The organism is Neobacillus sp. S1227, from assembly GCF_055385255.1.
The window spans coordinates 4,240,974-4,265,697 of sequence record NZ_AP038276.1 but is presented as its reverse complement, the minus strand read 5'-3'; the positions used below and the strand labels follow the sequence as shown (position 1 = coordinate 4,265,697).

30 protein-coding genes are annotated in these 24,724 nt (G+C 40.9%); 26 read left to right on the top strand and 4 right to left on the bottom strand.

All coding sequences use genetic code 11. The features are described 5' to 3' along the window. The first annotated feature begins 34 nt into the window (after positions 1–34). A complete protein-coding gene (locus tag ACZ5AE_RS21425) occupies positions 35–2,449 on the top strand; it encodes a heavy metal translocating P-type ATPase (RefSeq protein WP_464566584.1) in 2,415 nt (804 codons plus the stop codon). A 240-nt stretch (positions 2,450–2,689) separates the two neighbouring features. Here ACZ5AE_RS21425 and efp read toward each other — a convergent pair whose 3' ends face one another. From efp to ACZ5AE_RS21410, 3 genes are all read right to left on the bottom strand, one after another. Beyond that, positions 2,690–3,247, bottom strand: a complete 558-nt coding sequence (gene efp / locus ACZ5AE_RS21420; RefSeq protein ID WP_464566583.1) for an elongation factor P — start codon at positions 3,245–3,247, stop codon at positions 2,690–2,692. 21 nt (positions 3,248–3,268) lie between these two features. Next, positions 3,269–4,330, bottom strand: coding sequence for a M24 family metallopeptidase (locus ACZ5AE_RS21415; RefSeq protein WP_464566582.1), 1,062 nt, complete (start codon positions 4,328–4,330; stop codon positions 3,269–3,271). A 77-nt stretch (positions 4,331–4,407) separates the two neighbouring features. Continuing rightward, positions 4,408–4,905 (bottom strand): YqhR family membrane protein, encoded by a 498-nt coding sequence (locus ACZ5AE_RS21410; protein ID WP_464566581.1) that lies wholly within the window; start codon positions 4,903–4,905, stop codon positions 4,408–4,410. Positions 4,906–5,141: 236 nt separating this feature from the next. Between ACZ5AE_RS21410 and ACZ5AE_RS21405 the strand changes: the two genes are divergently transcribed. Together ACZ5AE_RS21405 and ACZ5AE_RS21400 are read left to right on the top strand one after the other, a co-directional pair. After that, on the top strand, positions 5,142–6,086 hold the full coding sequence (locus ACZ5AE_RS21405; protein WP_464566580.1) for a DUF1385 domain-containing protein: 945 nt from the start codon (positions 5,142–5,144) through the stop codon (positions 6,084–6,086). A 57-nt stretch (positions 6,087–6,143) separates the two neighbouring features. Further along, positions 6,144–6,533 (top strand): SA1362 family protein, encoded by a 390-nt coding sequence (locus ACZ5AE_RS21400; RefSeq protein WP_464566579.1) that lies wholly within the window; start codon positions 6,144–6,146, stop codon positions 6,531–6,533. A gap of 33 nt (positions 6,534–6,566) precedes the next feature. Here the strand turns inward: ACZ5AE_RS21400 and ACZ5AE_RS21395 are convergent, their stop codons facing one another. Further along, on the bottom strand, positions 6,567–7,451 hold the full coding sequence (locus ACZ5AE_RS21395) for a patatin-like phospholipase family protein (RefSeq protein WP_464573695.1): 885 nt from the start codon (positions 7,449–7,451) through the stop codon (positions 6,567–6,569). 243 nt (positions 7,452–7,694) lie between these two features. Between ACZ5AE_RS21395 and ACZ5AE_RS21390 the strand changes: the two genes are divergently transcribed. The 23 genes from ACZ5AE_RS21390 (at position 7,695) to accC (ending at position 24,719) form a co-directional block, all read left to right on the top strand. Beyond that, on the top strand, positions 7,695–8,147 hold the full coding sequence (locus ACZ5AE_RS21390; RefSeq protein WP_464566578.1) for a PCYCGC motif-containing (lipo)protein: 453 nt from the start codon (positions 7,695–7,697) through the stop codon (positions 8,145–8,147). A 10-nt stretch (positions 8,148–8,157) separates the two neighbouring features. Next, on the top strand, positions 8,158–8,811 hold the full coding sequence (locus tag ACZ5AE_RS21385) for a c-type cytochrome (RefSeq protein ID WP_464566577.1): 654 nt from the start codon (positions 8,158–8,160) through the stop codon (positions 8,809–8,811). Between the two features lie 249 nt (positions 8,812–9,060). Continuing rightward, positions 9,061–10,119, top strand: coding sequence for a hypothetical protein (locus ACZ5AE_RS21380; RefSeq protein WP_464566576.1), 1,059 nt, complete (start codon positions 9,061–9,063; stop codon positions 10,117–10,119). Positions 10,120–10,132: 13 nt separating this feature from the next. Next, a complete protein-coding gene (locus tag ACZ5AE_RS21375) occupies positions 10,133–10,585 on the top strand; it encodes a cytochrome c maturation protein CcmE (protein ID WP_464566575.1) in 453 nt (150 codons plus the stop codon). A 25-nt stretch (positions 10,586–10,610) separates the two neighbouring features. Then, positions 10,611–12,593, top strand: coding sequence for a heme lyase CcmF/NrfE family subunit (locus ACZ5AE_RS21370; protein ID WP_464566574.1), 1,983 nt, complete (start codon positions 10,611–10,613; stop codon positions 12,591–12,593). 1 nt (position 12,594) lies between these two features. Beyond that, the gene (locus ACZ5AE_RS21365; protein ID WP_464566573.1) at positions 12,595–13,098 is read left to right on the top strand and encodes a cytochrome c-type biogenesis protein; all 504 of its coding nucleotides are present in this window, start codon (positions 12,595–12,597) and stop codon (positions 13,096–13,098) included. Between the two features lie 13 nt (positions 13,099–13,111). Then, a complete protein-coding gene (locus ACZ5AE_RS21360) occupies positions 13,112–13,483 on the top strand; it encodes a hypothetical protein (protein WP_464566572.1) in 372 nt (123 codons plus the stop codon). Then, positions 13,480–14,475 carry a hypothetical protein gene (locus ACZ5AE_RS21355; RefSeq protein WP_464566571.1) on the top strand — a complete coding sequence of 332 codons (996 nt, stop codon included), beginning with the start codon at positions 13,480–13,482 and terminating at the stop codon, positions 14,473–14,475. Before ACZ5AE_RS21360 ends, ACZ5AE_RS21355 begins: the two co-directional genes overlap by 4 nt. A gap of 25 nt (positions 14,476–14,500) precedes the next feature. Then, entirely contained in the window at positions 14,501–15,205 is a 705-nt protein-coding gene (locus ACZ5AE_RS21350; protein ID WP_464566570.1) for an ABC transporter ATP-binding protein, read from the top strand. After that, positions 15,202–15,882 (top strand): heme exporter protein CcmB, encoded by a 681-nt coding sequence (locus ACZ5AE_RS21345; protein WP_464566569.1) that lies wholly within the window; start codon positions 15,202–15,204, stop codon positions 15,880–15,882. Before ACZ5AE_RS21350 ends, ACZ5AE_RS21345 begins: the two co-directional genes overlap by 4 nt. 3 nt (positions 15,883–15,885) lie before the next feature. Then, entirely contained in the window at positions 15,886–16,647 is a 762-nt protein-coding gene (locus tag ACZ5AE_RS21340) for a cytochrome c biogenesis protein (protein WP_464566568.1), read from the top strand. Between the two features lie 12 nt (positions 16,648–16,659). Then, entirely contained in the window at positions 16,660–16,791 is a 132-nt protein-coding gene (locus tag ACZ5AE_RS21335) for a CcmD family protein (RefSeq protein ID WP_464566567.1), read from the top strand. 43 nt (positions 16,792–16,834) lie between these two features. Next, the gene (locus ACZ5AE_RS21330) at positions 16,835–17,344 is read left to right on the top strand and encodes a TlpA family protein disulfide reductase (RefSeq protein ID WP_464566566.1); all 510 of its coding nucleotides are present in this window, start codon (positions 16,835–16,837) and stop codon (positions 17,342–17,344) included. A gap of 178 nt (positions 17,345–17,522) precedes the next feature. Next, positions 17,523–18,440, top strand: a complete 918-nt coding sequence (gene spoIIIAA / locus ACZ5AE_RS21325; RefSeq protein ID WP_464566565.1) for a stage III sporulation protein AA — start codon at positions 17,523–17,525, stop codon at positions 18,438–18,440. After that, positions 18,441–18,956 (top strand): stage III sporulation protein SpoIIIAB, encoded by a 516-nt coding sequence (gene spoIIIAB, locus ACZ5AE_RS21320; protein WP_464566564.1) that lies wholly within the window; start codon positions 18,441–18,443, stop codon positions 18,954–18,956. 11 nt (positions 18,957–18,967) lie between these two features. Beyond that, positions 18,968–19,171: a stage III sporulation protein AC gene (gene spoIIIAC / locus ACZ5AE_RS21315; protein ID WP_007084610.1), complete on the top strand. Its 204-nt coding sequence runs from the start codon at positions 18,968–18,970 to the stop codon at positions 19,169–19,171. Between the two features lie 25 nt (positions 19,172–19,196). After that, a complete protein-coding gene (gene spoIIIAD, locus ACZ5AE_RS21310; RefSeq protein ID WP_284037974.1) occupies positions 19,197–19,577 on the top strand; it encodes a stage III sporulation protein AD in 381 nt (126 codons plus the stop codon). 32 nt (positions 19,578–19,609) lie between these two features. Then, positions 19,610–20,818, top strand: coding sequence for a stage III sporulation protein AE (gene spoIIIAE / locus ACZ5AE_RS21305; RefSeq protein WP_464566563.1), 1,209 nt, complete (start codon positions 19,610–19,612; stop codon positions 20,816–20,818). A gap of 16 nt (positions 20,819–20,834) precedes the next feature. Further along, on the top strand, positions 20,835–21,464 hold the full coding sequence (gene spoIIIAF / locus ACZ5AE_RS21300; RefSeq protein ID WP_464566562.1) for a stage III sporulation protein AF: 630 nt from the start codon (positions 20,835–20,837) through the stop codon (positions 21,462–21,464). Continuing rightward, positions 21,457–22,119: a stage III sporulation protein AG gene (spoIIIAG, locus tag ACZ5AE_RS21295; RefSeq protein ID WP_464566561.1), complete on the top strand. Its 663-nt coding sequence runs from the start codon at positions 21,457–21,459 to the stop codon at positions 22,117–22,119. Before spoIIIAF ends, spoIIIAG begins: the two co-directional genes overlap by 8 nt. A gap of 16 nt (positions 22,120–22,135) precedes the next feature. Continuing rightward, a complete protein-coding gene (locus tag ACZ5AE_RS21290; RefSeq protein WP_464566560.1) occupies positions 22,136–22,696 on the top strand; it encodes a SpoIIIAH-like family protein in 561 nt (186 codons plus the stop codon). A 138-nt stretch (positions 22,697–22,834) separates the two neighbouring features. Continuing rightward, positions 22,835–23,350 carry an acetyl-CoA carboxylase biotin carboxyl carrier protein gene (accB, locus tag ACZ5AE_RS21285; protein WP_464566559.1) on the top strand — a complete coding sequence of 172 codons (516 nt, stop codon included), beginning with the start codon at positions 22,835–22,837 and terminating at the stop codon, positions 23,348–23,350. Positions 23,351–23,363: 13 nt separating this feature from the next. After that, entirely contained in the window at positions 23,364–24,719 is a 1,356-nt protein-coding gene (accC, locus tag ACZ5AE_RS21280) for an acetyl-CoA carboxylase biotin carboxylase subunit (protein ID WP_464566558.1), read from the top strand. Positions 24,720–24,724 lie beyond the last annotated feature (5 nt).

Sequence of the window (24,724 nt, the reverse complement as noted above, 5' to 3'; positions counted from 1 at the left end):
AATTTCAACTCACTATATGAGGAGTTGACTTATTATGAGTCAAGCTTTAAAAGAAACAAGCCTGCAAATATCCGGAATGACCTGTGCTGCCTGTGCAGTTAGAATCGAGAAGGGTCTGAATAAGTTAGCAGGAGTTGAGACAGCAACCGTTAATCTTGCATTGGAAAAATCAGCAATTAAATATGACCCTGCCCAGATAAAACTGGAAGAAATCGAACAGAAAATAAAGGACCTCGGCTATGATGTCGTAACTGATAAAGTGGAATTCGATATTACCGGAATGACTTGTGCGGCGTGCTCAGCACGGATCGAAAAAGGCTTAAACAAGCTGGATGGTGTCGTCAAGGCGACCGTTAACCTAGCTCTTGAAAAAGCAACTGTTGAATTTAATGGTTCTGCACTTACAACAGCGGACATCATGAAAAAGGTGGAAAATCTTGGCTACGGGGCAAAACTCAAAGAAGAAGTAAAAGAGCAAGTGGACCACCGCCAAAAGGAAGTCGAAAAGCAATCGAAGAAGTTTATCTTTTCATTAATCCTATCTTTTCCACTTTTATGGGCAATGGCTGGCCATTTCTCGTTTACTTCTTTTATTTGGGTACCCGACATATTTATGAATCCGTGGTTTCAATTGCTCCTCGCAACACCGGTACAGTTCTTTGTTGGCGGACAATTTTACATCGGTGCCTATAAGGCATTAAAAAATAAAAGTGCCAATATGGATGTACTTGTTGCATTAGGAACATCAGCGGCCTATTTTTACAGTTTATATTTATCCATCTTGTCGCTTATCAATAGTTCTCATATGGTAGAACTTTACTATGAAACAAGTGCAGTTCTAATCACCTTAATTATTTTAGGGAAGTTATTTGAAGCAAGGGCAAAGGGACGGTCTTCAGAGGCTATTAAAAAATTGATGGGGCTCCAAGCCAAAACAGCAACTGTAAATCGAGAAGGCCGTGAAATGGAAATCCCTATTGAAGAAGTTATAGTCGGTGACCTTCTTTATATAAAGCCGGGTGAAAAAATCCCCGTTGACGGCAGAATCGTAGAGGGACAATCAGCTATCGATGAGTCAATGTTAACAGGTGAAAGTATCCCGATTGATAAAAAAGCAGGCGATGAGGTGATTGGGGCTACCTTGAACAAAAACGGCTTCCTTAAGGTGGAAGCAACAAAGGTTGGCCGGGATACCGCCTTGGCACAAATTATTAAAGTGGTTGAAGAGGCACAGGGCTCCAAAGCGCCGATTCAAAGGCTTGCTGACAAAATATCCGGCGTGTTTGTTCCGGTTGTCGTTACCATTGCATTGCTCACCTTTATCATCTGGTACTTCTGGGCTGCCCCAGGAGATTTCGCCGAAAGTTTGGAAAAAATGATCGCCGTTTTAGTGATTGCGTGCCCATGCGCATTGGGGCTTGCGACGCCAACCTCCATCATGGCGGGTTCCGGCCGCTCCGCTGAATATGGAATTCTCTTTAAAGGCGGCGAACACCTGGAAATGACTCAATGCATTACAACTGTGGTTTTGGATAAAACAGGCACCGTTACAAATGGGACACCGGTGTTAACGGATGTCGACCACGCCAATTCCTTTACGGAGGAAGAATTCTTAACCTTGGTTGGGTCAGCTGAAAAGCAATCAGAACATCCGCTTGCCCAAGCAATCGTGCAGGGAATTAAGGAAAAAGGGCTTCTACTAAAAGAACCAGCCGAATTCGAAGCCATACCCGGTTTTGGAATAAAAGCAGTTGTGGATGGAAGGCAGTTACTTATTGGCACAAGAAAGCTAATGGCGAAATTTAATGTGGAAATAGAACCGGCACTTTCGCAAATGGAAGAACTGGAAAGGGCCGGGAAAACAGCGATGTTAGCTGCTATCGACGGACAGTATGCGGGCATTGCAGCGGTGGCGGATACCATTAAAGAAACGTCCAAATTGGCCATCAGCCGACTCAAAAAAATGGGTCTAGAGGTTATCATGATTACCGGTGATAATCAGCAGACAGCAAGGGCCATTGCTGCACAAGCAGGAATCGGTAATGTCATTGCTGAAGTGCTACCAGAAGGAAAAGCAGCCGAAATTAAAAAGCTGCAAGCAGAAGGCAAAAAGGTGGCAATGGTCGGTGACGGGATTAATGATGCCCCCGCCCTTGCCGTCGCGGATATTGGTATGGCGATTGGAACAGGCACCGATGTCGCTATGGAAGCTGCTGATATTACACTCATTCGCGGGGATTTAAACAGCATTGCAGATGCGATCTTCATGAGCAAAAAAACGATTACAAATATTAAACAAAACCTTTTTTGGGCAATGGCCTATAATTCCTTAGGCATTCCTATTGCAGCATTAGGGTTCCTTGCTCCATGGCTTGCAGGGACAGCGATGGCATTCAGTTCCGTCTCCGTTGTTCTCAACGCCTTAAGACTGCAAAAAGTAAAACTGTAATCTTGGGGGATTTGCGAAAAAGCATAAAGATACTAGCCGGTAAATTAAAGTTTTAGGATTCAGGGGAGATAAGAGCAGGCAGGAAATCGAAGGGAATGGAATTGGACTGACCATTGTGAAGAATAAATTGCAACTGCATTATGATGTAAACGAGGTGGGGAAGGGGAGCAAATTTACGCTCCGTTTTCCAAAAATAAAAAGGCCTTAAGATGCGTTTAAAGTCTTAAGGCTTATTACATTTTATGCTCTGGATACGTAAGTACCTTCAGCTGTGTTGATGATCAAGCGATCACCTTGGTTAATGAAGAAAGGAACCTGAACAACAAGACCGGTTTCCATCGTTGCCGGCTTGGAGCCGCCTGATGCGGTATCACCTTTAATCCCAGGCTCAGTTTCAGTTACTTCAAGTTCAACCGTGTTTGGCAGCTCAACTCCAAGTGTTTCGCTTTGGAACATCATGATATGAACTTCCATGTTTTCTTTTAAAAACTTTAATTCATATTCAATGCTTGTGGCAGGCAGTTCAACCTGCTCGTAGGACTCCATGTCCATAAACACGTGCTGGTCGCCGCTTGCATACAGATACTGCATTTTACGGTTATCAATTTGTGCTTTTTCTACTTTTTCACCAGCACGGAATGTTTTTTCCTGCATGGCTCCGGTACGAAGGTTACGCAATTTGGAGCGGACAAACGCTGCTCCTTTACCAGGCTTTACGTGCTGGAAGTCCATGACGCGCCATAAGCCGCCATCCACCTCAATGGTTAATCCAGTACGGAAATCATTAACAGAAATCATTGGCAAATCCTCCTAAAATAGTTACAAAATAATTAAGTCTTTTGTAGAATGTGTGAGCCTTTCGTTATGATCCTTCGTAATAAGCGTATCGTCTTCAATTCTAACACCGCCAAGTCCAGGAATATAGATGCCTGGTTCACAGGTTACAACCATGCCTGGTTCTAAGATAATGTCAGACTTAGACGAAAGAGCGGGTCCCTCATGAACCTCAAGCCCAATTCCATGCCCCGTTGAATGGCCAAAGTACTCTCCGTACCCTTTCTCTGTTATGTAGTCCCGAGTTAAAGCATCCGCTTCTTTTCCGGTCATTCCAGGTTTAATTCCATCCATGCCGCGCAATTGAGCTTCGAGGACAACCTGATAAATTTCTTTCATTTTGGCATCAGGCACGCCGACAGCAATAGTCCTTGTGGTATCAGAAACATATCCTTTATAATAAGCACCATAATCTAAAGTGACCATGTCACCTTTTTCAATGACTTTGTCAGAGGCAACACCATGCGGAAGGGCTGAACGATAACCCGAAGCGACAATGGTATCAAAGGAAGAAGATACTGCTCCGGCTTTCCTCATAAAGAATTCCAGCTCATTGGAGACTTCCAGCTCGGTTAATCCCGGTCGCAGGAACCCCAAAATATGTTTAAATGCGGCATCAGCTATATCCGCTGCTTCCTTTAATATCTTAATCTCTGAATCGGTCTTTATCAAGCGTAACTTTTCAATTAAACCTGAAACAGGAACAAGTTCAGCTTCGACCTCTTTCTCATATACTTTAAAGGAGGAGTATGTTAAATAATCCTCTTCAAAGCCTAATTTTTGAATCCCTAGCTTTTTTGCCTGCTCAGCGACTTCTTTAGGAAGCGTATCCGAAAACTTAATGATTTCAAACCCTTCACACTGTTTTTGGGCTTGTTCAACATAACGGAAATCTGTAATAAATAGAGCCTTTTCAGCACTGATTAAAACAATGCCTGCTGTACCTGTGAAATTTGATATGTAACGGCGGTTATAGGGGCTTGTAATAAGTATGCCATCGATTCCCTGTGCTGAAAAACTTGACCTTAATTTTTCCAATTTCTCCATCGTGTCCACTCTCCTTTTTCAATCTGTAACGGACACAATTATTTTATCATAACCGCATTAATACGACTAATAACAGTTTAAGTTGCCGGTTCGTTTTTTTGAACCATTTGATTTTGATATTCATAGCTGATCGAGTAACCAATGAAAATCCCATACAGAATATAGAGACAAAGGGAAGACAGAATAGTATCTCTGCTTAAATCAGAGAATGGTTTCATCCCGGGGAAAAGAGGATTCAGAACAACAAAAACAATTAAAAACAAAATTATTCCATATCCTAAGCCAATCCACATACCTTTCAGCCTTTTTAATAACGCATAATATAGGTAGGCTGCACCAACTGATAGGACGCCCATAATGAGAATGGACAAAATCGTTCCTTTCCACCCATATTTCCAGTTCCCCAGCATCCATGGCTCAAGGATTATATTTGGACGGATTTCAGTTAAACTAAAGTAGCTTGCGAAAAAACCAATCGTTCCCCAAAAAACCCCTCCAAATAAACCAGTCCAAAAGACCATTGCCGGCAGGGACATTGGCTTAGGGTATGTTCCCGGATTTTTCTTAGCAGCCATAAAAACAACCTCCATTAATTTTGATACCAATTAATTTTCTGTTCTAAATAAATACCAATTTTATTATGCCCCCGTAACAACAATCCTTGCATAAAAAAATTATTTTCTAATTTAAATGGAAAACTTATGTCATTTCCTAGAGGTTTTTTCGGTTTTCTAGTAGAATACATTTAAGTACATACAGATTTATCATTTCTGCTATTGTGCTACTTTTGGATAGGTTGGTGTTTTAACTAATGTCTAATACACAAAAGAATGTTTATGGCGGTCAAGCCGTGGTTGAAGGAGTTATGTTCGGAGGTAAACATCATTATGTTACGGCAATAAGGAGAAAGGACGATACAGTCGAATATTTCCATCTGCCGCGTAAAACAAATCCTTATTTAACGAAAATTAAAAAAATTCCGTTTATTCGTGGAATCGTTGCTATAATAGAAGCAAGTGCCAATGGTTCTAAACATTTGAATTTTTCAACTGAAAGATTTGATTTAGATCCAAAGGAGGATGACACCTTAAAGGAAAAAGAAGTTTCAAAATTGACCATGTACCTGGGTGTGGCAGTGATCGGGGTTATCTCATTTTTATTTGGCAAATTTGCTTTCACGCTAATTCCAGTTTTCCTAGCGGAATTGACAAGACCCATTTTTTCATCGGATTTTTCCCAGGTTCTGATTGAAGGCCTCTTCAAGCTTATCCTTCTTCTTTCCTATATTTATTTTGTTTCCTTAACACCCTTGATTAAAAGAGTGTTTCAATATCATGGTGCTGAGCATAAAGTAATAAATACCTACGAGTCTGGAGCAGAGCTAACTGTAGCTAATGTTCAGGCCCACTCAAGGCTGCATTACCGCTGCGGAAGCAGTTTTATCTTATTTACTGTTTTTGTTGGTATTTTTGTTTATATGCTGGTGCCAACATCGCCGCTGTGGCTGAGAATTGTTGACCGCCTTTTATTAATACCGGTTGTGTTGGGTATTTCATTTGAAATCCTCCAATTTACTAATAAATTAAGAGACGTTCCTGTTTTAAAATATCTAGGTCTCCCAGGCCTTTGGCTTCAGCTTTTTACAACGAAGGAACCAAATGACGAACAGGTGGAAGTAGCCATCCTTTCTTTTAAAGAATTGTTAAGAAGAGAAGAGGAAACAGACAGATTCGTCAAACAAGAAGAAATTGTCTAAATTGTTGGTAGGAAGTGTTTAAAAGAATAAAAAAATGCTTATGATGCTCTTAGGGAGGTGGCGTTCTTGAAAAATCGGACATCCGCATATATTGTGGGGGTACTTATTATCCTTTCTTTACTTGGGCTTTATGGTTCTTTTACGGCCGACCCGGCTGCATTTTTGCAAAAAATAGCTGTCTTCGTTTTACTTGGTTTGGTCATATATTTTGTTGTTCGCAAGTTTTCAAATTCGAGCCCTCAGAAAAAAGAGCAGCGGGCATTTCTTAAAGCTGCAAGAAGGTCTAAAAAGCGCTTGCACCATCGAAGTGGAGAGACAAATCCAAAAGGTTCCACTTTAGGTACATTGACGACATTAAAGAAAGGCAAGGCGAAAAAGAAGCCCCCTGCCCATCTTACCGTCATTGATGGAAAAAAAGGAAAAAAGAAAAATCGGGCGTCTTTTTAACCGCTCGATTTTTCTTTTTTTCTAACTGCTTTATTAATAACTCCATTTATTTAAAAATCTTCTCGCCCGTTCCCTGCCTAAGTTCACAAGCTTCTGTTTCTTTTCCTCCGTTAAATGAAACTCAATGGTCATTACCCCTTCTGTAGGGATAAATATAATATTTTCGGCATGTTTTTTGGAAATATATCTGGAATCGTGAGCATCCTTCATTGTTTCAAACAATGCCCCGAAAAGCTCAATCGCGTTATTTATTTTATGCTTTTCATGTTCATATTCATTTGGACTTAATTTAATACCGAGGACAGGTCTTACTTTTTTTATATTTTCCTGGTCAAACAGCCACATTGGAAAATTACTTAATACCCCTCCGTCCACTAAAACATTTGTCCCGTCCTTTGTCTGCAATCTTACTGGTTCAAAGAAATATGGGATGCTGCAGCTCATGCGGATGGCCTTGGCAATCGAAAAAGAGCCTGGTGAAATCCCGTATTTCGGTAAATCATCAGGAATAACAACCATTTGTCCATTAGAAAGGTCTGAAGCGATAATCCTTAACGAATGAGGAGGTAAATCCGAAAAAGTTCTCAGTCCTTTGGCTTCTAATTTTTTCTTAAGCCACCTTTCCAATTCATTCCCTTTGTAGAGTCCTAATCTCCAATAAAGTAACAGCCATTTGGCAAGTTTAAAAGGTATGATGGTTTTGCGGGGATCGAGCAGATTACTTAATTCAACTTCGTCAATGAGCTGATAGATTTCTTTGCTTGTATAACCTGCAGCAATTAAAGCAGCAATTATGGAGCCTGCACTAGTTCCAGCGACCCTGACAAATTTGAAACCTCGTTCTTCAATTTCTTCACACGCCCCAATAAGCGCAAATCCCTTTATTCCTCCTCCGGAAAAAACTCCATCAATATTCATGGCAGCCACTCCCAATGATGTAGTCATTGTTACATCTTTAAGCGTCTGTTTTACAAAATAGTACGGGAGACAAGATAAATATTTTAGTGGATAACCAATTTTGGGGAGCTCGAAGGTTGTTCAATAAATTTGTATTTTATCAAGCTTAAAAACTTCACCAAATAGTAAGAATTAACGTCTGATCGTTGTCGTTCTATTTGTTAAAATGAATTTATGATATCAAGCTGGAAGAGGTGACAACTTTTGAAAAGAATACCTTCGCTTTTTGTTCTTTGCATTGCTATTGTCTTTATAGCGGCAGGATGCGGATCAAATGTCAGTGATAATAAATGGGCCCTTGATAAAAAGCACGAACCGTTGCCTGATTATGTGTTAAATTCATCTGATCAAATTAAAGAAACCTATATTATGGCGGCTACATACCCGAAGGTACTAGCGCAGGTCCCATGCTATTGCGGCTGTTTTGCACAGGATGGCCATGAAAGCAACCTCGATTGCTTTGTTGACCAATTCGGGTCGGGGAATGCAGTAAAAGACTGGGATTCGATGGGAATATCGTGAGACGTCTGTATAGATATCGCCCGGGAGGCGGTAGAGATGCATCTTGACGGTAAAAGCCCTAAGAAGATTTATCAACTAATTACTACGAAGTACGAAGATTTTGGGGAACCGACTCCTACACCTGAACCAAAATAAGGAGCAGCCCATGAAGAATATTTTAGTCGGAACTTATATTTTAATTACAATTGGCATTGTATTTTGCATTGCCAATAGCGGCATTTTCAGCAGTGAAAATTCCATGGCTGTTGCAGCAGGTGAGAAAGTGTACGAAAAAAATTGCCTTGCCTGCCATGGTGAAACAGGTAAAGGTGAAGGAGCAAGGGAAGGTACAGCGATCAATAATCAGCATTTTTTAAGTTCCGTTTCTGATCAAGACCTTTACAATTATGTGAAATATGGGCGGGAAGGGACAAGCATGCCCTCCTATGAAACTCGTTTATCCGAAAAGGATTTGAAGAATCTAGTTGCGTTTATGAGAGAATGGCAGACAGAGGAACTGGACTTAAAAGCATCGGTATCAAAATCAGGAGACCCTGACCGAGGCAAAGAACAATATAAGCTTTATTGTCTCTCCTGCCACGGTGAAAATGGAGCAGGAAAAATCAAAATGGGAACAGCCCTTTCCAGTCCCCAATACTTGAAGTATACAAGTGACAAACAAATTTGGATTGGGACTGCTTATGGGCGTGAAGAAACTCGGATGGGACCATCATTGAAAGGCAAAGAAGGCGCCCGACAACTCACTGAACAGGATATTTCTGACATAACCGCTTATATCCGTTCACTAGAACCGAAATGACGTAAAAAACAGCCTTAAATCTTTTAAAAGATTTAGGGCTGTTTTTTTTGCGTGTAATATATCCTATTTTTACAAATGTGAACAATTTATGGTTGTTTTTTGACGAAAAGGCAACGATTCTTGCTGGTTAACAAAATGTTCAATAGTCCATCAACAACTGGCAACCGAGAAAGATTATATTTATTTCAAAGAGGACTATAGTGAAAAAGTCACAGTTTTAAAGAGCTTTTTGATTCAAGGAGGATAACTATGCGGAAATGGAAATGGATGGCATTATTCGTTATTTTAGCATTTATGACAAGCCTGATTGTACCGAAAGTAAGCGCAGAGACAGTATTTCAGCCGGAAAAGTTTCCATATAAAAGTATGCAAATTCAAGTCATGCCGGAGTTTGATTATCCGGAGGATTGGCCATCGAGGGATATTCCTTCCTTGCTGGTGGGAATGTACGGAACGATTACCAATAAAAGCGGGCAAGATTATGAAGGGAAAATAGAAATTCCTGTTCCCGCAAAGGATAAAGGGTTTGAGGTCTTCCTGGTAGCCGAATTCCCGGAAAAAGATAAGCCAGAGGTTCAGCGCCCTTATGATGTTGACAAAGACAAGGGAGTGGTTGTCTGGAAACCGGGCAAGACCATTAAAAATAACGAAACCTATCAATTCGTTATTGAATACTATACGCAGTCTATTAATGTGAAGGACCAAAAAAGTTTTACATACGAATATAAAAATAGCGCCGAAACAGAACAGCTTGATGTTGTGTTTTACGCGCCGATGAATGCCAAGAATATACAAGCTGAACCACAGGCGCAGGAGAATTCAAAAAACGAATATGGAGAAGAGCTTTATTTCTATCAATATAAAAATGTAAAAGCCGGTGAAAATTTAAAGTACTCCTTTACTTACAAGAAAACGGGAACAGAATCAACGATGGAAGCGATGAGTAAGGTTCAGCCTCCAAATGATGAAAACCATTCTGGCGTGAACGGCAGCGCGACAGATCAAGTTTTAGATAGCGATGGCAATAAGGACACAGTAAAACGTCCTATTATCGGCATCGGTGGAGCATCCATTATCGGAATCGCCCTGATTATTGCCGGCGCATTCGTCTACCTAGGAATGAAGGCAAATGCGGAAAGTATGGCCAAAAGACTGAAACAAACAAAACCTCAAGCTATGAAACAAGCTTCGAACAAAAAAGAAAATAAGTCAATGAATGTTGAAGCCAAAAAGGAACTTAGGAAAAAGCTGCTAACAGGCAAGGTTGACCAAGAAACGTACGATGAAGAAATGAAAAAATTAATTTAATGAGGTGAGAAGAGTGAAGAAAAATACGTTAGTTCTCCTCGGAGGTTTTATCATCGCCGGTGCAATTGTTTTTCTCTTAATGGCCGCTACTCCAGGTTCGAGCGGAATTGAATTAACCTTAAAAGATCTCTTGGCCACCCAAGATGAGCACAAAGATGATTTTGTAACCGTCGAAGGGCTATTAATCGAAGACTCTATTAAATGGAATCCTGACAAAATAGAGCTGAAATTTGATGTGAAAGACAACGAAGGACATATCATGCATGTCATCCATAATGGACCAAAGCCTGACAATTTCTCTGAAGGAGTAATTACCATTCTCCAAGGCTCGCCGACCAAAGAAGACACTTTCGCTGCTGAATCAGTGAAAACAAGATGCCCTTCCAAATATGAAGGAAAAGACATGAAGAACTACGATCCTGAAACTCATAAGGACAAGCTGAATCAGCCGCCGAAAGAAAAATAACAGGCAAACATAAGAAGGTGACGAAATGTATCTATTTGCTAATGCAGCCATTTATATAGGATTTGCGGTTGCAATCTATTCGTTCTTGGTTATTACACTTGGAATCAGTACAAAAAATCAAAAGCTCATAAACAGTGGAAAAAGCGGAACAATTGCATTACTTGTTTGTACGTCACTGGCCATGCTGTCGATGTTCTATCTATTAGCTGCTTCCCAATTCCAATTCGAATACGTAAAAGACTATACCAGCAGCGAACTGCCGATTATTTACAAACTGACTGCCCTATGGGCAGGAAATGCCGGCTCCTTATTACTTTGGACATTCTTCTTAACTTTATATACCGTCATGATTGTGTTTTCAAGGAAGATGAAAGGGAACCCAATGGTTCCATACATATCAGCCATCCTAATGGCCAATGCCGTTTTCTTCTTTCTTATCTTGGGATTTGTCGCAAAGCCATTTGTGTTGCTTGATGAGGTCCCGCTTGAAGGAAAAGGTTTAAACCCAATGCTGCAAAATCCAGGAATGATTATACACCCTGTCACACTTTACCTTGGTTATGTAGGTCTTGCAATCCCATTTGCTTTTGCAATGGCGGCCTTAATCTTGAAAAACGTCGATGACTTTTGGATTAAAATGACCAGACGCTGGACCATTATCGCCTGGTTGTTCCTGAGTCTTGGAAATATTTTTGGCGGCCAGTGGGCCTATGTAGAGTTAGGCTGGGGCGGCTACTGGGCCTGGGACCCGGTTGAGAACGCTTCGTTTATGCCTTGGCTGACAGCCACTGCCTTCCTGCATTCGGTGATGATTCAAGAACGTAAGAACATGCTGAAGATCTGGAATATCTGCCTAATTATCGTTTCCTATGCCCTGACACTATTCGGCACATTCCTCGTTCGAAGCGGTGTATTGACATCAGTGCATGCCTTTGCGAATTCCAATTTGGGATTATATTTCTTAATCTTTATGGCTATTGCGGTAATTGGTGCATTGTATGTGCTGATGAGCCGCTATAATTTGCTAAAACGCAGTGCGGGAGAGTTTCAATCCTTTGTCTCAAAGGAAAGCAGCTTTTTAGTTAATAACCTGCTGCTTGTTGGTGCAGCCTTTGCTGTTTTCTGGGGAACGATTTTCCCCCTCGTTTCAGAAGCAGTCCGAGGCACAAAGGTAACGGTCGGCCTGCCATTCTTCAATAAAGTAGAAGCGCCGATTCTATTGTCCATGATGTTTGTTATGGCAGTTTGTCCGCTCTTGGCTTGGCAGCGTTCAAGTGTGAAAAATCTTCGGAAGAACTTTTTGATTCCCGCCATCCTGGCTGTTATCGCTATGGTTTTAATGGGGGTACTGGGTATTCAGAAAGCTTGGGCCGTCATTGGCTACGGAGTTATTACTCTATTATTTATCACTCACTTTTTAGAGTTTTATAGAGGTGTGAAGGCGAGAAGAAAGATGACGAAGGAAAAAACGTTAACTGCCCTTTACCGCCTGATGATTCGAAACCGTCGGCGTTACGGGGGATATATTGTTCACCTTGGAATTGCCTTTATCACGATGGGGATTATTGGCTCACAAAACTATGATGTTGAAACAATGAAAACGGTACCATTAGGCGGTTCGCTTGAGATTAATAATTATCGGTTAAATTACGAGCGGCTTGACCAAAAACGAGAGGGTATAAACGATATTGTTTACGCTGATGTAACGGTATTTAAAGATGGAAAAAGATTAGGCACTTTCCAGCCCGAAAAAGTTTTCTATGGAAACTGGGAGCAGCCTTCTTCTGAAGTGGCGATTATCTCATCAATAAAGGAAGACTTATATATTGTTTTAAGTGCCTGGGAGGATGATGGGAAGGCTACATTTGTGGTAAAGGTTAATCCGATGATGAACTGGTTATGGATGGGATCATTTATGATTGTCATCGGTGCACTTTTCGCGGTTTGGAACGGAAAATATGGAAATGTTACTCCGAGATACACCGGGGTAGGCAAAGAGGTGGCATAGCATGAGAAATAAAATTTATCTGGGGCTCATCCTTATTGCGTTTATCTTCCAAGGTTCAATCTTTCATGCAGAAGCAAAAGAATTTGACTATAAATCATCAGAATTTAAAGCCGTTTCGCAGCAGTTTGCCTGTACATGCGGGTGCGGACAGGACCATTATGAATGCGATCCTAATACATGCCAATTAACAAAGGATTTTAAATCTGATCTGGCCGATATGATGAATAAGGGCTGGGATAAGGACAAGATCCGTGAATATTACGTGAATATTTATGGCGAAGAAATTTTAACCGCTCCTGAGAAAAACGGATTTAGTTTGACTGTCTGGGTACTGCCATTTGTGGCATTAGGTACCGCTGGTGGTGGATTGTTCTTTGTTATTCGTAAATGGGTCAAACGAAAAGGGGCGGAAGAACTGGTGATGGAAAATCAGACAACTGTGGAAGAAGTGGAAGGGGAAATTCTCTCTTCCATAATTGATGAAGAACGCAAAAAGTATCTATAGGATGTGAACAAAAATGCACGATATCTCCATCATTTCGATGATTTTTTCCGCTGCCTTGGCGTTAACTTGCTTGTTTCTAATATTGACACCGCTATTTAAGTGGGATACGTACTTACATCTCAGTTTGAAAAATCAAGACTTGGCATCAACAAAGGAAGCCCTATTGACAACGTTGAACGAAATAGAGTTTGAGTACAAAATGGATAAGCTTTCCCCTGCTGATTATAAAAATTTAAAAAGACAATATGAAATAGAAATAGCGTGCATTATGAAGGAAGAAGAAATGATCAGCGGCACCACAGATAAAGTTTTAATGGCTGAAGTGGAAAAAGAAATTGAAGAACAAATGAAAAGTTACAAAAGCAAAAGGAGGGATGAAATGTGATTCGTAAAATCACCATCCTCCTCCTTTGGCTGACGATGATTATTCCTGTAAAGGGGTTGGCAGCATCCGGCTCTAATATTTTGATTGATATGCATTATCTGGTTGTCAGTCCGGCCGAAGACGGTTCAACAAATCTGATGAATATGGTGGATTACACTAATAAATCGTCAGAAGAGTATAAAGGTGATAGCCAGAATGAAGCGGTACTAACTGTAACGCTGCCGGAGGGAGCCAAGGATTTAAATTTTCTAGATAACAAAATTGCGTTTAAACAGTCGGATAAAGGATTTATTACAACTACATCGATTTCAGGCAATCAATCCATGGTACTGCCCTATAGCTATCGGATTCCAAAGGATAAAGAAATCAATCTAACGGTTGATTACCAGGTAAAGATGCTGCAAATTCTCGTACCAGAGGGCAGAGGAAGCATCGAGATAACAGGGGCACAGTCAACCAATCAGGGACTTTTCAAGTTTGATGACCAAAATTATTGGGGATACAGCATTGAAAATATAAAAGCGGGTCAAACCTTTACGCTAGGCTATAACCAGGATATCCAGCCCAAAGAAGATAACGCCGCACAAACACAGACAGCAGGGGGAACGGAAAAAAATACGTCTGTTACCCACACGGCTCCGGCTTTCCATAATCCGGGCCACCTCAGGATGTGGGCCCAATCACCGTTGCATCGTGTTAATCCGCATATTTTTCTGATTATCTTAGGAGCAATCATGGTTGCAGGAATTTCCTACTATGCCTACTTTAGAAGAAAAGCGAGATTAGAAAGTGAGCGACTTGGGGCTGATAAGGAGGAAAAAGCCTTTAAGCTGTTGATGTCCAAGCAAAAAGCGATTATGGATAAGATTATCGAATTGGAAGAAACCTTTGGCGATGGAAAGCTGACTGAAGAGGAATTTCACGCCAAGCTTGATGCTTACAAACAGCATTTGGTTCAGGTGAAATTAAATTTACGCAATTTTGTAGAATAGCAGCTGGAATGGGAGGGATACGCAAATGATAGACATTAAAAAGCTGACGAAGCAGGCTGACAACAAGCTAATCTTACGTGGTGTAGACCTCTCTATTGAAAAAGGGGAAACTGTCGGGATTCTTGGTCCTAACGGGGCAGGAAAGAGCACGCTTCTAAAGGTGCTGGCTTCTTTGATTAAACCGACATCAGGAATGATCAAGATCAATGGTTTGGACTTGAAGAACGATACACTTGAAATAAAAAAAATATTAGGCTATCTGCCTCATTCCAGCTTGCTTTACGAACATTATTCCCCATTAGAGAACCTCACCTTCTTCGGGAAAATATATGGGGTTAAAAATGTAGAACAAAAAGCGGCCGAGCTTGTTAAAGAAGTTGGCTTATCCTTCTTTTTAAATGAACCGGTCAAAAACTTCTCGCGCGGTATGATCCAACGAATTGCCATTGCCAGAGCGATAATTCATGAACCTGAAGTATTGCTGCTGGATGAGCCTCATACTGGGCTGGACCAAGGTGCTATTGGCATTTTGAACAACGTGATTCTCTCCATGAAAGAGATAGGAACGACAACCTTAATGGTCACCCATGATTTCAAGCAGGCTGCGGAAATCTGCGACCGCATTGTTATTGTCAAAAACGGCAAAATTGTCGATGACTTTAGAATTGAAAATTCAAACCTGGGATATATTTCACAAAAATATGACCTGCAGGTGGAGGGTGTATCATGAATCTATTTCGCACAGCCTTCTTGCTTGCCCAAAAAGATTTATATTCAGAGTTAAAAACAAAGCAAATTTTGGTTACGCAAATTATCTTTGCCGGACTCGTCATTGTTGTGTTCAGCTTTGCTTTTGACCCGGCCAATAACACGACAAAGGCTGTAATACCTGGGATTATTTGGGTCATTATTGTGTTTTCCGGTATTTTGGGTCTTAACCGGTCGTTCATTTCGGAGCAGCGGAATGATACGATTCAAGGACTGCTTGTTGCACCGATGGAGGCCTCCAGTATTTACTTAGGCAAGTTCTTGGCAAACTTTGCGATGATATTAGTTGTAGAAATTGTTTCTGTTCCGTTTTTGTTCTTATTATTTGATTTTAAATTTTTTGGCAGTTTTCCGCATTTTCTATTGGTGATTTTTTTAGGTAGCTTTGGCTTTATTGCCATCGGAACGTTTTTGGCGGCACTTGCTGCAAATTCCAAAAGCAGTGAAATGCTGCTGCCGCTGTTGTTATTTCCAATTACCACCCCTATTTTAATAGGCGTGGTTCAGGCAACAAAAATCATTTTAACGAACATGGATAAATTTTCAAGCGCTTTGGCGTGGATTCAGCTGGTTACGGCGTATGATGTGATTTTCTTTGTTGTTTGTTTCTTATTAATTGATTATGTGCTGGAGGTTTAAGTGATGAGTATGAATCTCGAACGGGAAAAAGTGGTCATGTCCCCTTCGCAAATGACAGACACGAAAAGTGTTTACCTAGGTAAAATATTGTTTGGCGCAACCATCATATCGATGCTTACGGCACTATATTTTATCTTCTTATTTGCAAATGAAGAAAATACAATGAGGGCTGCGCAAAAAATTTTCTATTACCATGTAAGCTCAGCGTGGCTGGCCTTCTTGGCCTTTTTTATAACGTTTGTTTTTAGCATTTTATTTTTAATAAAGCGGAAAAGAATTTATGACACGTATGCCTATGTTTCCGCAGAAATTGGTGTTGTTTTCACGATTATCGTTCTAACAACAGGTCCAATCTGGGCAAGATCCGCCTGGAATACCTGGTGGGTGTGGGAACCGCGCCTTATTACAACACTCATTCTATTCTTTATTTACATTGCCTATATCATGATTCGGCAAATGGATGGGGTTTGGGATAAGAAAGCAAGACTCGCCGCGGTCTTTGGAATTATTGGCTTTGCCGACGTTCCGATTGTCTTCTTTGCAATCCGCTGGTGGCAGACAAAGTTTCATCCAATTGTTTTTGGTGAAGGACCTTCCCAAAAAGGGGGCGGAATTGAGGATACAATGCTTGTCGCCTTGCTAGTCACGATTACAGCTTTTACTATTCTTTATTCCTATCTGCTTCATAAGGGTGTTTCTTTTGAAAAAATGAAAATAACAGTGGAACAATATAAGGAAAGATTAAGAGAATCATTAGATAAATAGGAGGAACCGATTATGAATTATGAATATATGTTAGGTGCTTATTCTGTTGCTTGGGTTGTGATTTTTGCGTATATGTTAATCATCGGAAAACGGCATGACAAACTAAAAAAGGAAATTAAGTATTTAAAACAACTAGATAAATAGGAAGGAATAAGGCTGGGAGACAGCCCGTCAGGAGGAAGTGCGAATGAACCAGCGGGTTATCAAATCACTCGTGTTGATTCTTATTATCGCGATGTTCGGCTTTTTTGGTTATAGTCTCGTCACCAAAGGAAAACATACCGATGTTGGCGATCATGCCTATAATTTTGAACTGCCTAATTATCAAGGAGGGACAACAAAGCTCTCGGACTATAAGGGCAAAGTTGTGGTCTTAAACTACTTTGCAAGCTGGTGCAAGCCTTGTAAGGATGAGTTTTCGGAGTTAGCAGCCTATCAAAAGGATTATGGCAATAAATATCCACTATTGATGATCAACCGAGGTGAAACCATTGACCGGATTAAAAAGGTAACAAATAACAATAAAGAAGGAATGGTTTACCTGTTCGATTATAATGCCAAAGTTTCCAAGCAATTTAACGTAACTGGCCAGCCTGAGACTTTTGTCATTGATAAGCAAGGAATTATAAGAGAGCACTACAACGGTCCGGTTACCGAAATGCAAATTTATAACTGGATCAAGAAATACGATAAATGATGCACGGGGACAGTTCTTCTGCTTTTGAAGCAGTAGAACTGTCCCCGTTTTTCGTTTCTATTAAATAAATGTAAAAAAATAGAGTGAAAGGAACTTTTAGAAGATTTGATAGTCATAATGTGTCCAAGCAGGCATACATTTTAATTAATGAGAAGGGTAAATCAAGGAGGAAGCTTTCGTGGAAACCTTACTTAATTTTTTACCAAGAAAAATCGCCGACCTGATCAATCATATCCCTCCTATTCAAAAGAATGAAATCGAAGAAATTCGGATTCGTATTAATCGGCCCATCGAATTAACGATGAAGGGAGCGCCAACCTTCCTATCGTATATTATTCAGCCTGAAGATGCGGTTCAGTTAATGAATAAAATTAGCCATTTTTCCATTTATACGCTAGATGAGGAGCTTAAGCGCGGATATATCACTGTTTCAGGCGGCCATCGAATCGGTCTTGCTGGAAAAGTCATTCTAGAGAATGAAAGAGTTAAGGCGATAAGGGATATATCTTCGTTTAATATTCGAATTGCGAAAGAAAAACTTGGCAGCGCAGAACCAATTATTCCCTACCTCTGCGATGGAAATTGGATGAACACGATGATCATCGGGCCTCCGCAGACAGGTAAAACGACATTGCTGCGAGATATTGCGAGAATCATCTCAACAGGTTATCGGAACATCCAAGCCTCCAAAGTAGGCATTGTCGATGAACGGAGTGAAATAGCGGGATGTGTGAATGGAATCCCGCAATTAACCTTCGGGTATCGGGTAGATGTACTCGATGCCTGCCCAAAAGCGGAGGGAATGATGATGATGATCCGCTCGATGAGCCCGGAAGTTCTAGTCGTAGACGAAATTGGCCGCAAAGAAGATGCCGAAGCAATCCAAGAAGCTGTTCATGCCGGCATCAAGTTGATAATGACGACACATGGGACGAGCCTCGAGGAAATCAGTAAAAGGCCTTCGCTAAAGGAAATACTCAGCCAAGGAATCTTTGATCGGTTGATAATCCTTAACCGTAAGGCTGGTCCGGGGACCATAACGGAAATTTTGGATGGAAGCGGAAAAAAATTGAACCAAAAAGTGAGCGTGACATAGATGGTCAAGCTAATTGGTGCCATTTTTATTGTTGTTGCCACTACCTTCACAGGCTTTGAGGCCGCAAAAAACTTGAGTGAGCGGCCGAAGCAGTTAAGAGCATTGAAATTTGCCCTGCAATCTCTTGAAGCTGAGATCATGTATGGACATACACCTCTTCATGAAGCCGCAAGACGGTTGGCCGCCCAAATGGCCAAACCTCTGTCCACGTTTTTTGACAGCTTTGCAGGGAAGCTGACCCATTCGGAGACAACTGTAAAAGAGGCTTGGGAAACGAGTTTACTGGAAATATGGAAATCGACCGCTTTAAAACAGGGTGAATATGAAATTATGAGGCAATTTGGCGAAACCCTTGGCCGACATGACCGCTTTTCCCAGCAGAAACACATCATGCTGACGCTGACACATCTCGAAAGAGAAGAAGCAGAGGCTGTCCAAGCACAGGCGAAATACGAAAAAATGGTCAAGAGTCTTGGATTCTTATCAGGATTATTATTGATAATTTTATTATTTTAGGGGGAAAAGCAATGGGTTTAGAAGTGGATATTATTTTCAAAATAGCCGGTGTCGGCATTGTAGTCGCCTTTTTGCATACAGTTCTTGATCAAGTTGGGAAAAAGGAATATGCGCAATGGGTTACCTTGTTTGGTTTTATTTATATTTTATTTCAAGTGGCATCCATCGTAGATGATCTATTCCAAAAAATAAAATCTGTCTTTTTGTTCCAATAGAAAGGGGGGCTTTGCCATTGAAATTATTAAAATAGTTGGGATTGCCCTCGTCGCTACCTTCCTTGCCTTAATTATTAAAGAACAAAAACCGAACATTGCCTTCCTATTAATTGTCTTTGTCGGCTGCTCGATATTTCTTTTTCTAGTGGACAAGATCTATGAAATCATTCATATGCTCGAAAGACTAGCCGTAAATGCAAAGGTGAATCTTGTTTATGTTGAAACGATACTTAAAATAATTGGGATTGCCTATATTGCTGAATTTGCAGTTCAGATTACGAAGGATGCAGGGCAGGGGGCTGTCGCTTCGAAAATCGAATTAGCAGGAAAAGTGATTATTCTTGCCATGGCCATACCAATTCTTACTGTTTTAATTGAAACCATTATCAAACTAATTCCGAATTAGAGTCGTTTTCGAAGAAGAGGTGTTAGTAAAAGATGAAGCAGTGGCTGCAGATTATTCCAATTATCATTCTCTTAGTCTTTTTTTGCTATAGCCCTAGTGTCCAAGCTGCCGAGGGGACAGAAGCCTCACAGGCGAATTCCAATCCTCTTTCGGCGCAAGAACTAGTTGATTCTCAGCTTGAAAGCCTAGATTTATCGGAGCTTAAACAATTTTGGGAGGATATCAGCGATAAATATGGCGGATTTCTTCCAGAGAGCCAAAAGGGAAGCCTGTATGACTTTATTAAAGGTGAGAAAGAGTTTTCGTTAAAGCAGTGGGGAATGGGATTTCTTAAATTCCTTTTCCATGAGTTCCTGGCCAATGGTAAATTGCTCGGCTCATTAATCATGCTATCGATATTCAGCATGTTTCTGCAATCGATGCAAAATGCATTTGAAAAAAGCAACATCAGCAAAGTGGCCTATGCGATTGTATATATGGTGCTCGTGATTATCGCTTTAAATAGTTTTCATATTGCAATTTCCTATACCAACGAAGCAATTGGAACAATGATCTCCTTTGTGCTTGCCTTGATTCCTTTGCTGCTCGCTTTAATGGCAGCATCCGGCGGACTGGTGTCGGCAGCGTTTTTTCATCCTGTTATCTTGTTTTTGATGAATATGAGTGGATTATTAATGCAATACGTAATTCTGCCGCTTTTGTTCCTAGCAGCTTTATTAAGCATTGTAAGCACGATGTCTGATCAATATAAGGTCACTCAATTGGCCGCGCTGTTAAGAAACTGGAGTATCGGATTAATGGGACTGTTTTTAACCGTATTTTTAGGGGTTATTTCCGTCCAGGGAGCATCTACAGCGGTAACAGACGGAATTACGATTCGGACGGCCAAATTTATTACTGGAAACTTCATCCCGGTTATTGGCAGGATGTTTACCGATGCGACTGATACGGTTGTCAGTGCCTCAGTGCTTTTAAAAAATTCAGTCGGGATTGCTGGAGTCGCCATTTTGCTGATTATTGTTGCCTTCCCAGCATTTAAAATCTTGATGATTTCATTTATCTATAAATTTGCTGCAGCCATCCTTCAGCCGTTAGGTGGAGGGCCCATTATCACTTGCCTAGATATTATCAGCAAAAGTGTCATCTATGTTTTCGCGGCATTAGGGATTGTCTCATTGATGTTTTTTCTAAGTATTACAGTCATAATAGCAGCCGGGAACGTGACGATGATGATGCGATAGGGGGTGGGTGAGTAAAATGGAATTTTTAAAAGAGTGGGTTACAAATATCATTCTATTTATCCTGCTGGCTACGGTGATTGATATGCTGCTGCCGAATTCAAGCATGCAGAAATATACGAAGATGGTGACGGGTCTTTTGTTAATTGCCATTATTCTAACTCCTCTCTTCAAGATTATCTCAAAGGATTTTGAGGGAGCTATTGCAGCTATCCCTTCTTATCAGTCTCCCGGAGAAAAAAATATGAAAAATTTAATAGATTCGAAGAAAAAAGAAATACAAGCCTCTCAGGATGCATATATTTTAAAAGAAATGGCTGTCCAGCTAAAAAAGGGTGTAGAGGGGGAGTTAATGGAGAAGTATGGATTGGAAATCGCACAAATTGATGTAGAAACAAACGTAGAAAGTGACCGAGCATTCCCTGAAAACCTCCAAAAGGTAATGGTTCTTCTGAAACAGCCAGAAACAGGCGGAAAGACAGTCGAAGCAGTTAAACCAGTAGTAATCAACACAGAAGCACCTCTTCCATCTAAAAATCGGGCAGAAGAAACAGAAAAAATTGCCGCATTTCTCTCTAAAAAATGGAACGTAACAGAAGAAACAGTTGATGTTTCGATTGAAGGGGGGATCCAGAAGAAGAATGGGTAATAATCAAGGGCCAATTTCATGGCTGAAAAAACTGCTTAGAATGGATGAGCAGGATGAAAAGACGGGAAAAAAGCCGGGGAAATTCCAGTATATGCTTCTTGTTCTATGTATTGGAGCAAGCCTAATGCTTGTTGGAAATATCGTGTTAAAAAATGAAACTGGCTCCAAGGCCATTCCGGCAGCCACTACCGCAAAGACGGGTGAAGGTGAGGATGTCGCCGCTTTTGGATTGAATAAAAGCTCTGGCAATAAAACCATTGCTGAATATGAAGAAAAATACGAGGACCAATTAAAGAAAGCACTCCAGGAAATGCTGGGTGTCGATGATGTTACCGTGGTTGTTAATATTGATTCCTCAGATAAGAAGATTTTCGAAAAGAATAGGTCAAACAAATCGCAAACAACTGAGGAGTCCGACCAGCAGGGCGGTCAGCGCAAGGTTCAAGATAATACGGTTGATGAACAGCTAGTGATTATCCGCAATGGCGAAAAAGAAGTGCCAGTTGTCGTGGAAACTAAGAAGCCGGAAATACGCGGTGTCTTAGTAGTAGCGAAAGGTGCTGACAATATTCAAGTGAAAAAATGGATTGTTGAAGCTGTTACAAGGGTTTTAGGAGTTTCGAGCCATCGTGTAGCGGTTATGCCTAAAAAATAAAAGGGGGATTTTAAGAATGTTATTGAAAAAGCAAACAGTTTGGTTATTAACAATGTTGAGTCTAGTCGTGGTATTGTCGGTTTATTACATTACATCTCCTGAGCAAAAGAACACAGACCTTGCCTCTGTGGAGAAAAATGTAAAGAACCAAGCGGCTAATAAGGATACTAAAACGAAAACCGAAGCAAAGGACGGAAAAACTGTCGTTTCTACAGTTGCTGGTGATGCGGAATTTGAAGAGCTCCGCTTAAAGCTTGATGAACTGCGTGGCGAACAGAAGGAAGAATTAACAGCCACTATGGCTTCGACTGATCTGCCTGCAGAAGAGCGGATGAAAGCAAAGGATCAAATGCAAAAGCTGAATGACATTGCCCAAAAGGAAGAACTCTTAGAAACAATGATTAAAACAATGGGCTATGAGGATGCATTGGTAAGAGCCGATGGTGAAAAGGTAAGAGTAACAGTTAAATCCAAGAAAAAGCCATCTGCTTCTGCTGCAAATAAAATAATATTGGAAGTGAAAAAGGAGATCGGTGAAAGCAATTTTGTAGCCGTTACTTTCCAGCCATCCAAATAAAAAGAGAGGTTAGGAAAGCGCTTTTGCGCTTTCCTATTTTTGTGTTTTATAATGAAGATGATTGAACTCTGATTAAGTATTAAGGTATAGTATTAGTAGTAAGTAATAATTTTAATTTGAACAAGAGGGTGTTATTCAATGTTAAAGGTTCAAGAAATTCGCGAATTGATTAAACTTGTTGACCAATCCAGTATTGAAGAATTTGTATATGAAAACGAAGGCTCTAAAATTCAAATGAAGAAGAATAATGGTGTAACTGTTGTTCAGCCTGCTGTACAACCGGCAGCTGCTCAAGCTCCTGCTGCTGTTCAAGCAGCCCCTGCGCCAGCCCAGGCTCCAGCACCGCAGGCACCTGTTTCTGCGGTTAAACAGGAAGCACCAAAGGCTGCAACTGTTGAAACAGAGGATACGAATTTACATAAAATCACTTCACCAATGGTAGGAACATTCTATGCTTCTCCAAGTCCAGATGCGGATGCTTATGTAAAAGCAGGTTCAAAAGTAACGAAGGATTCAATTGTTTGTATTGTGGAAGCGATGAAGCTATTTAATGAAATTGAGGCTGAAGTAACCGGAGAAATTGTTGAAGTGCTTGTAAAAGATGGCCAATTAGTCGAGTACGGACAGCCGTTATTTTTAGTAAAGCCAGAATAAGGAGCGTAACGGAATGATAAAAAAACTGTTAATTGCAAACAGAGGAGAAATTGCAGTTCGGATTATCCGCGCCTGCCGCGAAATGGGAATTGAATCAGTTGCGGTATTTTCTGAAGCGGACCGTGAAGCCTTACATGTCCAGCTGGCTGATGAAGCATACTGTATTGGACCTACGGCATCAAAAGACAGTTACTTAAATGTTACTAATATTATAAGTGTCGCAAAATTAACAGGCTGTGATGCGATTCATCCGGGTTATGGATTTTTGGCGGAAAATGCTGATTTTGCCGAGCTTTGCCGCGAATGTAATATTACCTTTGTCGGTCCAAGTCCTGAAGCGATTACAAAAATGGGAACCAAGGACATCGCAAGGGAAACCATGCGGGAAGCAGGGGTTCCAATTGTTCCTGGATCGAAGGGGATTATTAATGATATTGATGAAGCCCTTGAGCTTGTCAAAAAAATCGAGTATCCGGTGATTATCAAAGCTACTGCTGGCGGTGGCGGTAAAGGAATCCGCGTAGCCAGAAACGAGCAGGAATTAATCAAAGGCATAAATATCACACAGCAGGAAGCCGCGACAGCTTTCGGAAATCCGGGTGTTTATATCGAAAAGTTCATTGAAGATTTCCGCCATGTCGAGATTCAGGTCCTTGGTGATAATTATGGGAATACCATTCATTTAGGTGAAAGGGATTGCTCGATTCAGCGCAGACTTCAAAAGCTTCTTGAGGAGACTCCTTCTCCTGCCCTTGATGGAGAGATTCGTGCAGAAATGGGAAATGCTGCTGTAAAAGCTGCAAAAGCGGTTGATTATTCAGGTGCTGGAACGGTAGAATTTATATATGACTACCGCAATCGTAAATTTTATTTCATGGAGATGAACACAAGGATTCAGGTAGAGCATCCTGTTACAGAAATGGTCACTGGAATTGACCTTATTAAAGAAATGATTCGCGTGGCAAATGGTGAAAGACTATCGTTAACCCAAGCGGATGTGATCTTTAATGGCTGGGCGATTGAGTGTCGTATCAATGCAGAAAATCCGGAGAAGAATTTTCTTCCTTCAGCAGGAAAGATTAATATGTACTTACCGCCTGGCGGGCTAGGAGTTCGGATTGATTCAGCTGCTTATCCGGGATATACCATTCCACCTTATTACGATTCCATGATTGCAAAGGTAATTGCATACGGCAGCACCAGGGAGGAAGCAATCGCAAGAATGAAACGTGCCTTAAGCGAATTTGTCGTGGAAGGAATACACACAACCATTCCATTTCATTTAAAGCTTCTTGAGCACGAAAAATTCGTCGAAGGCCAGTTTAATACGAAATTCCTGGAGTTGTATGATGTGATGAAATCAGTATAAATCTG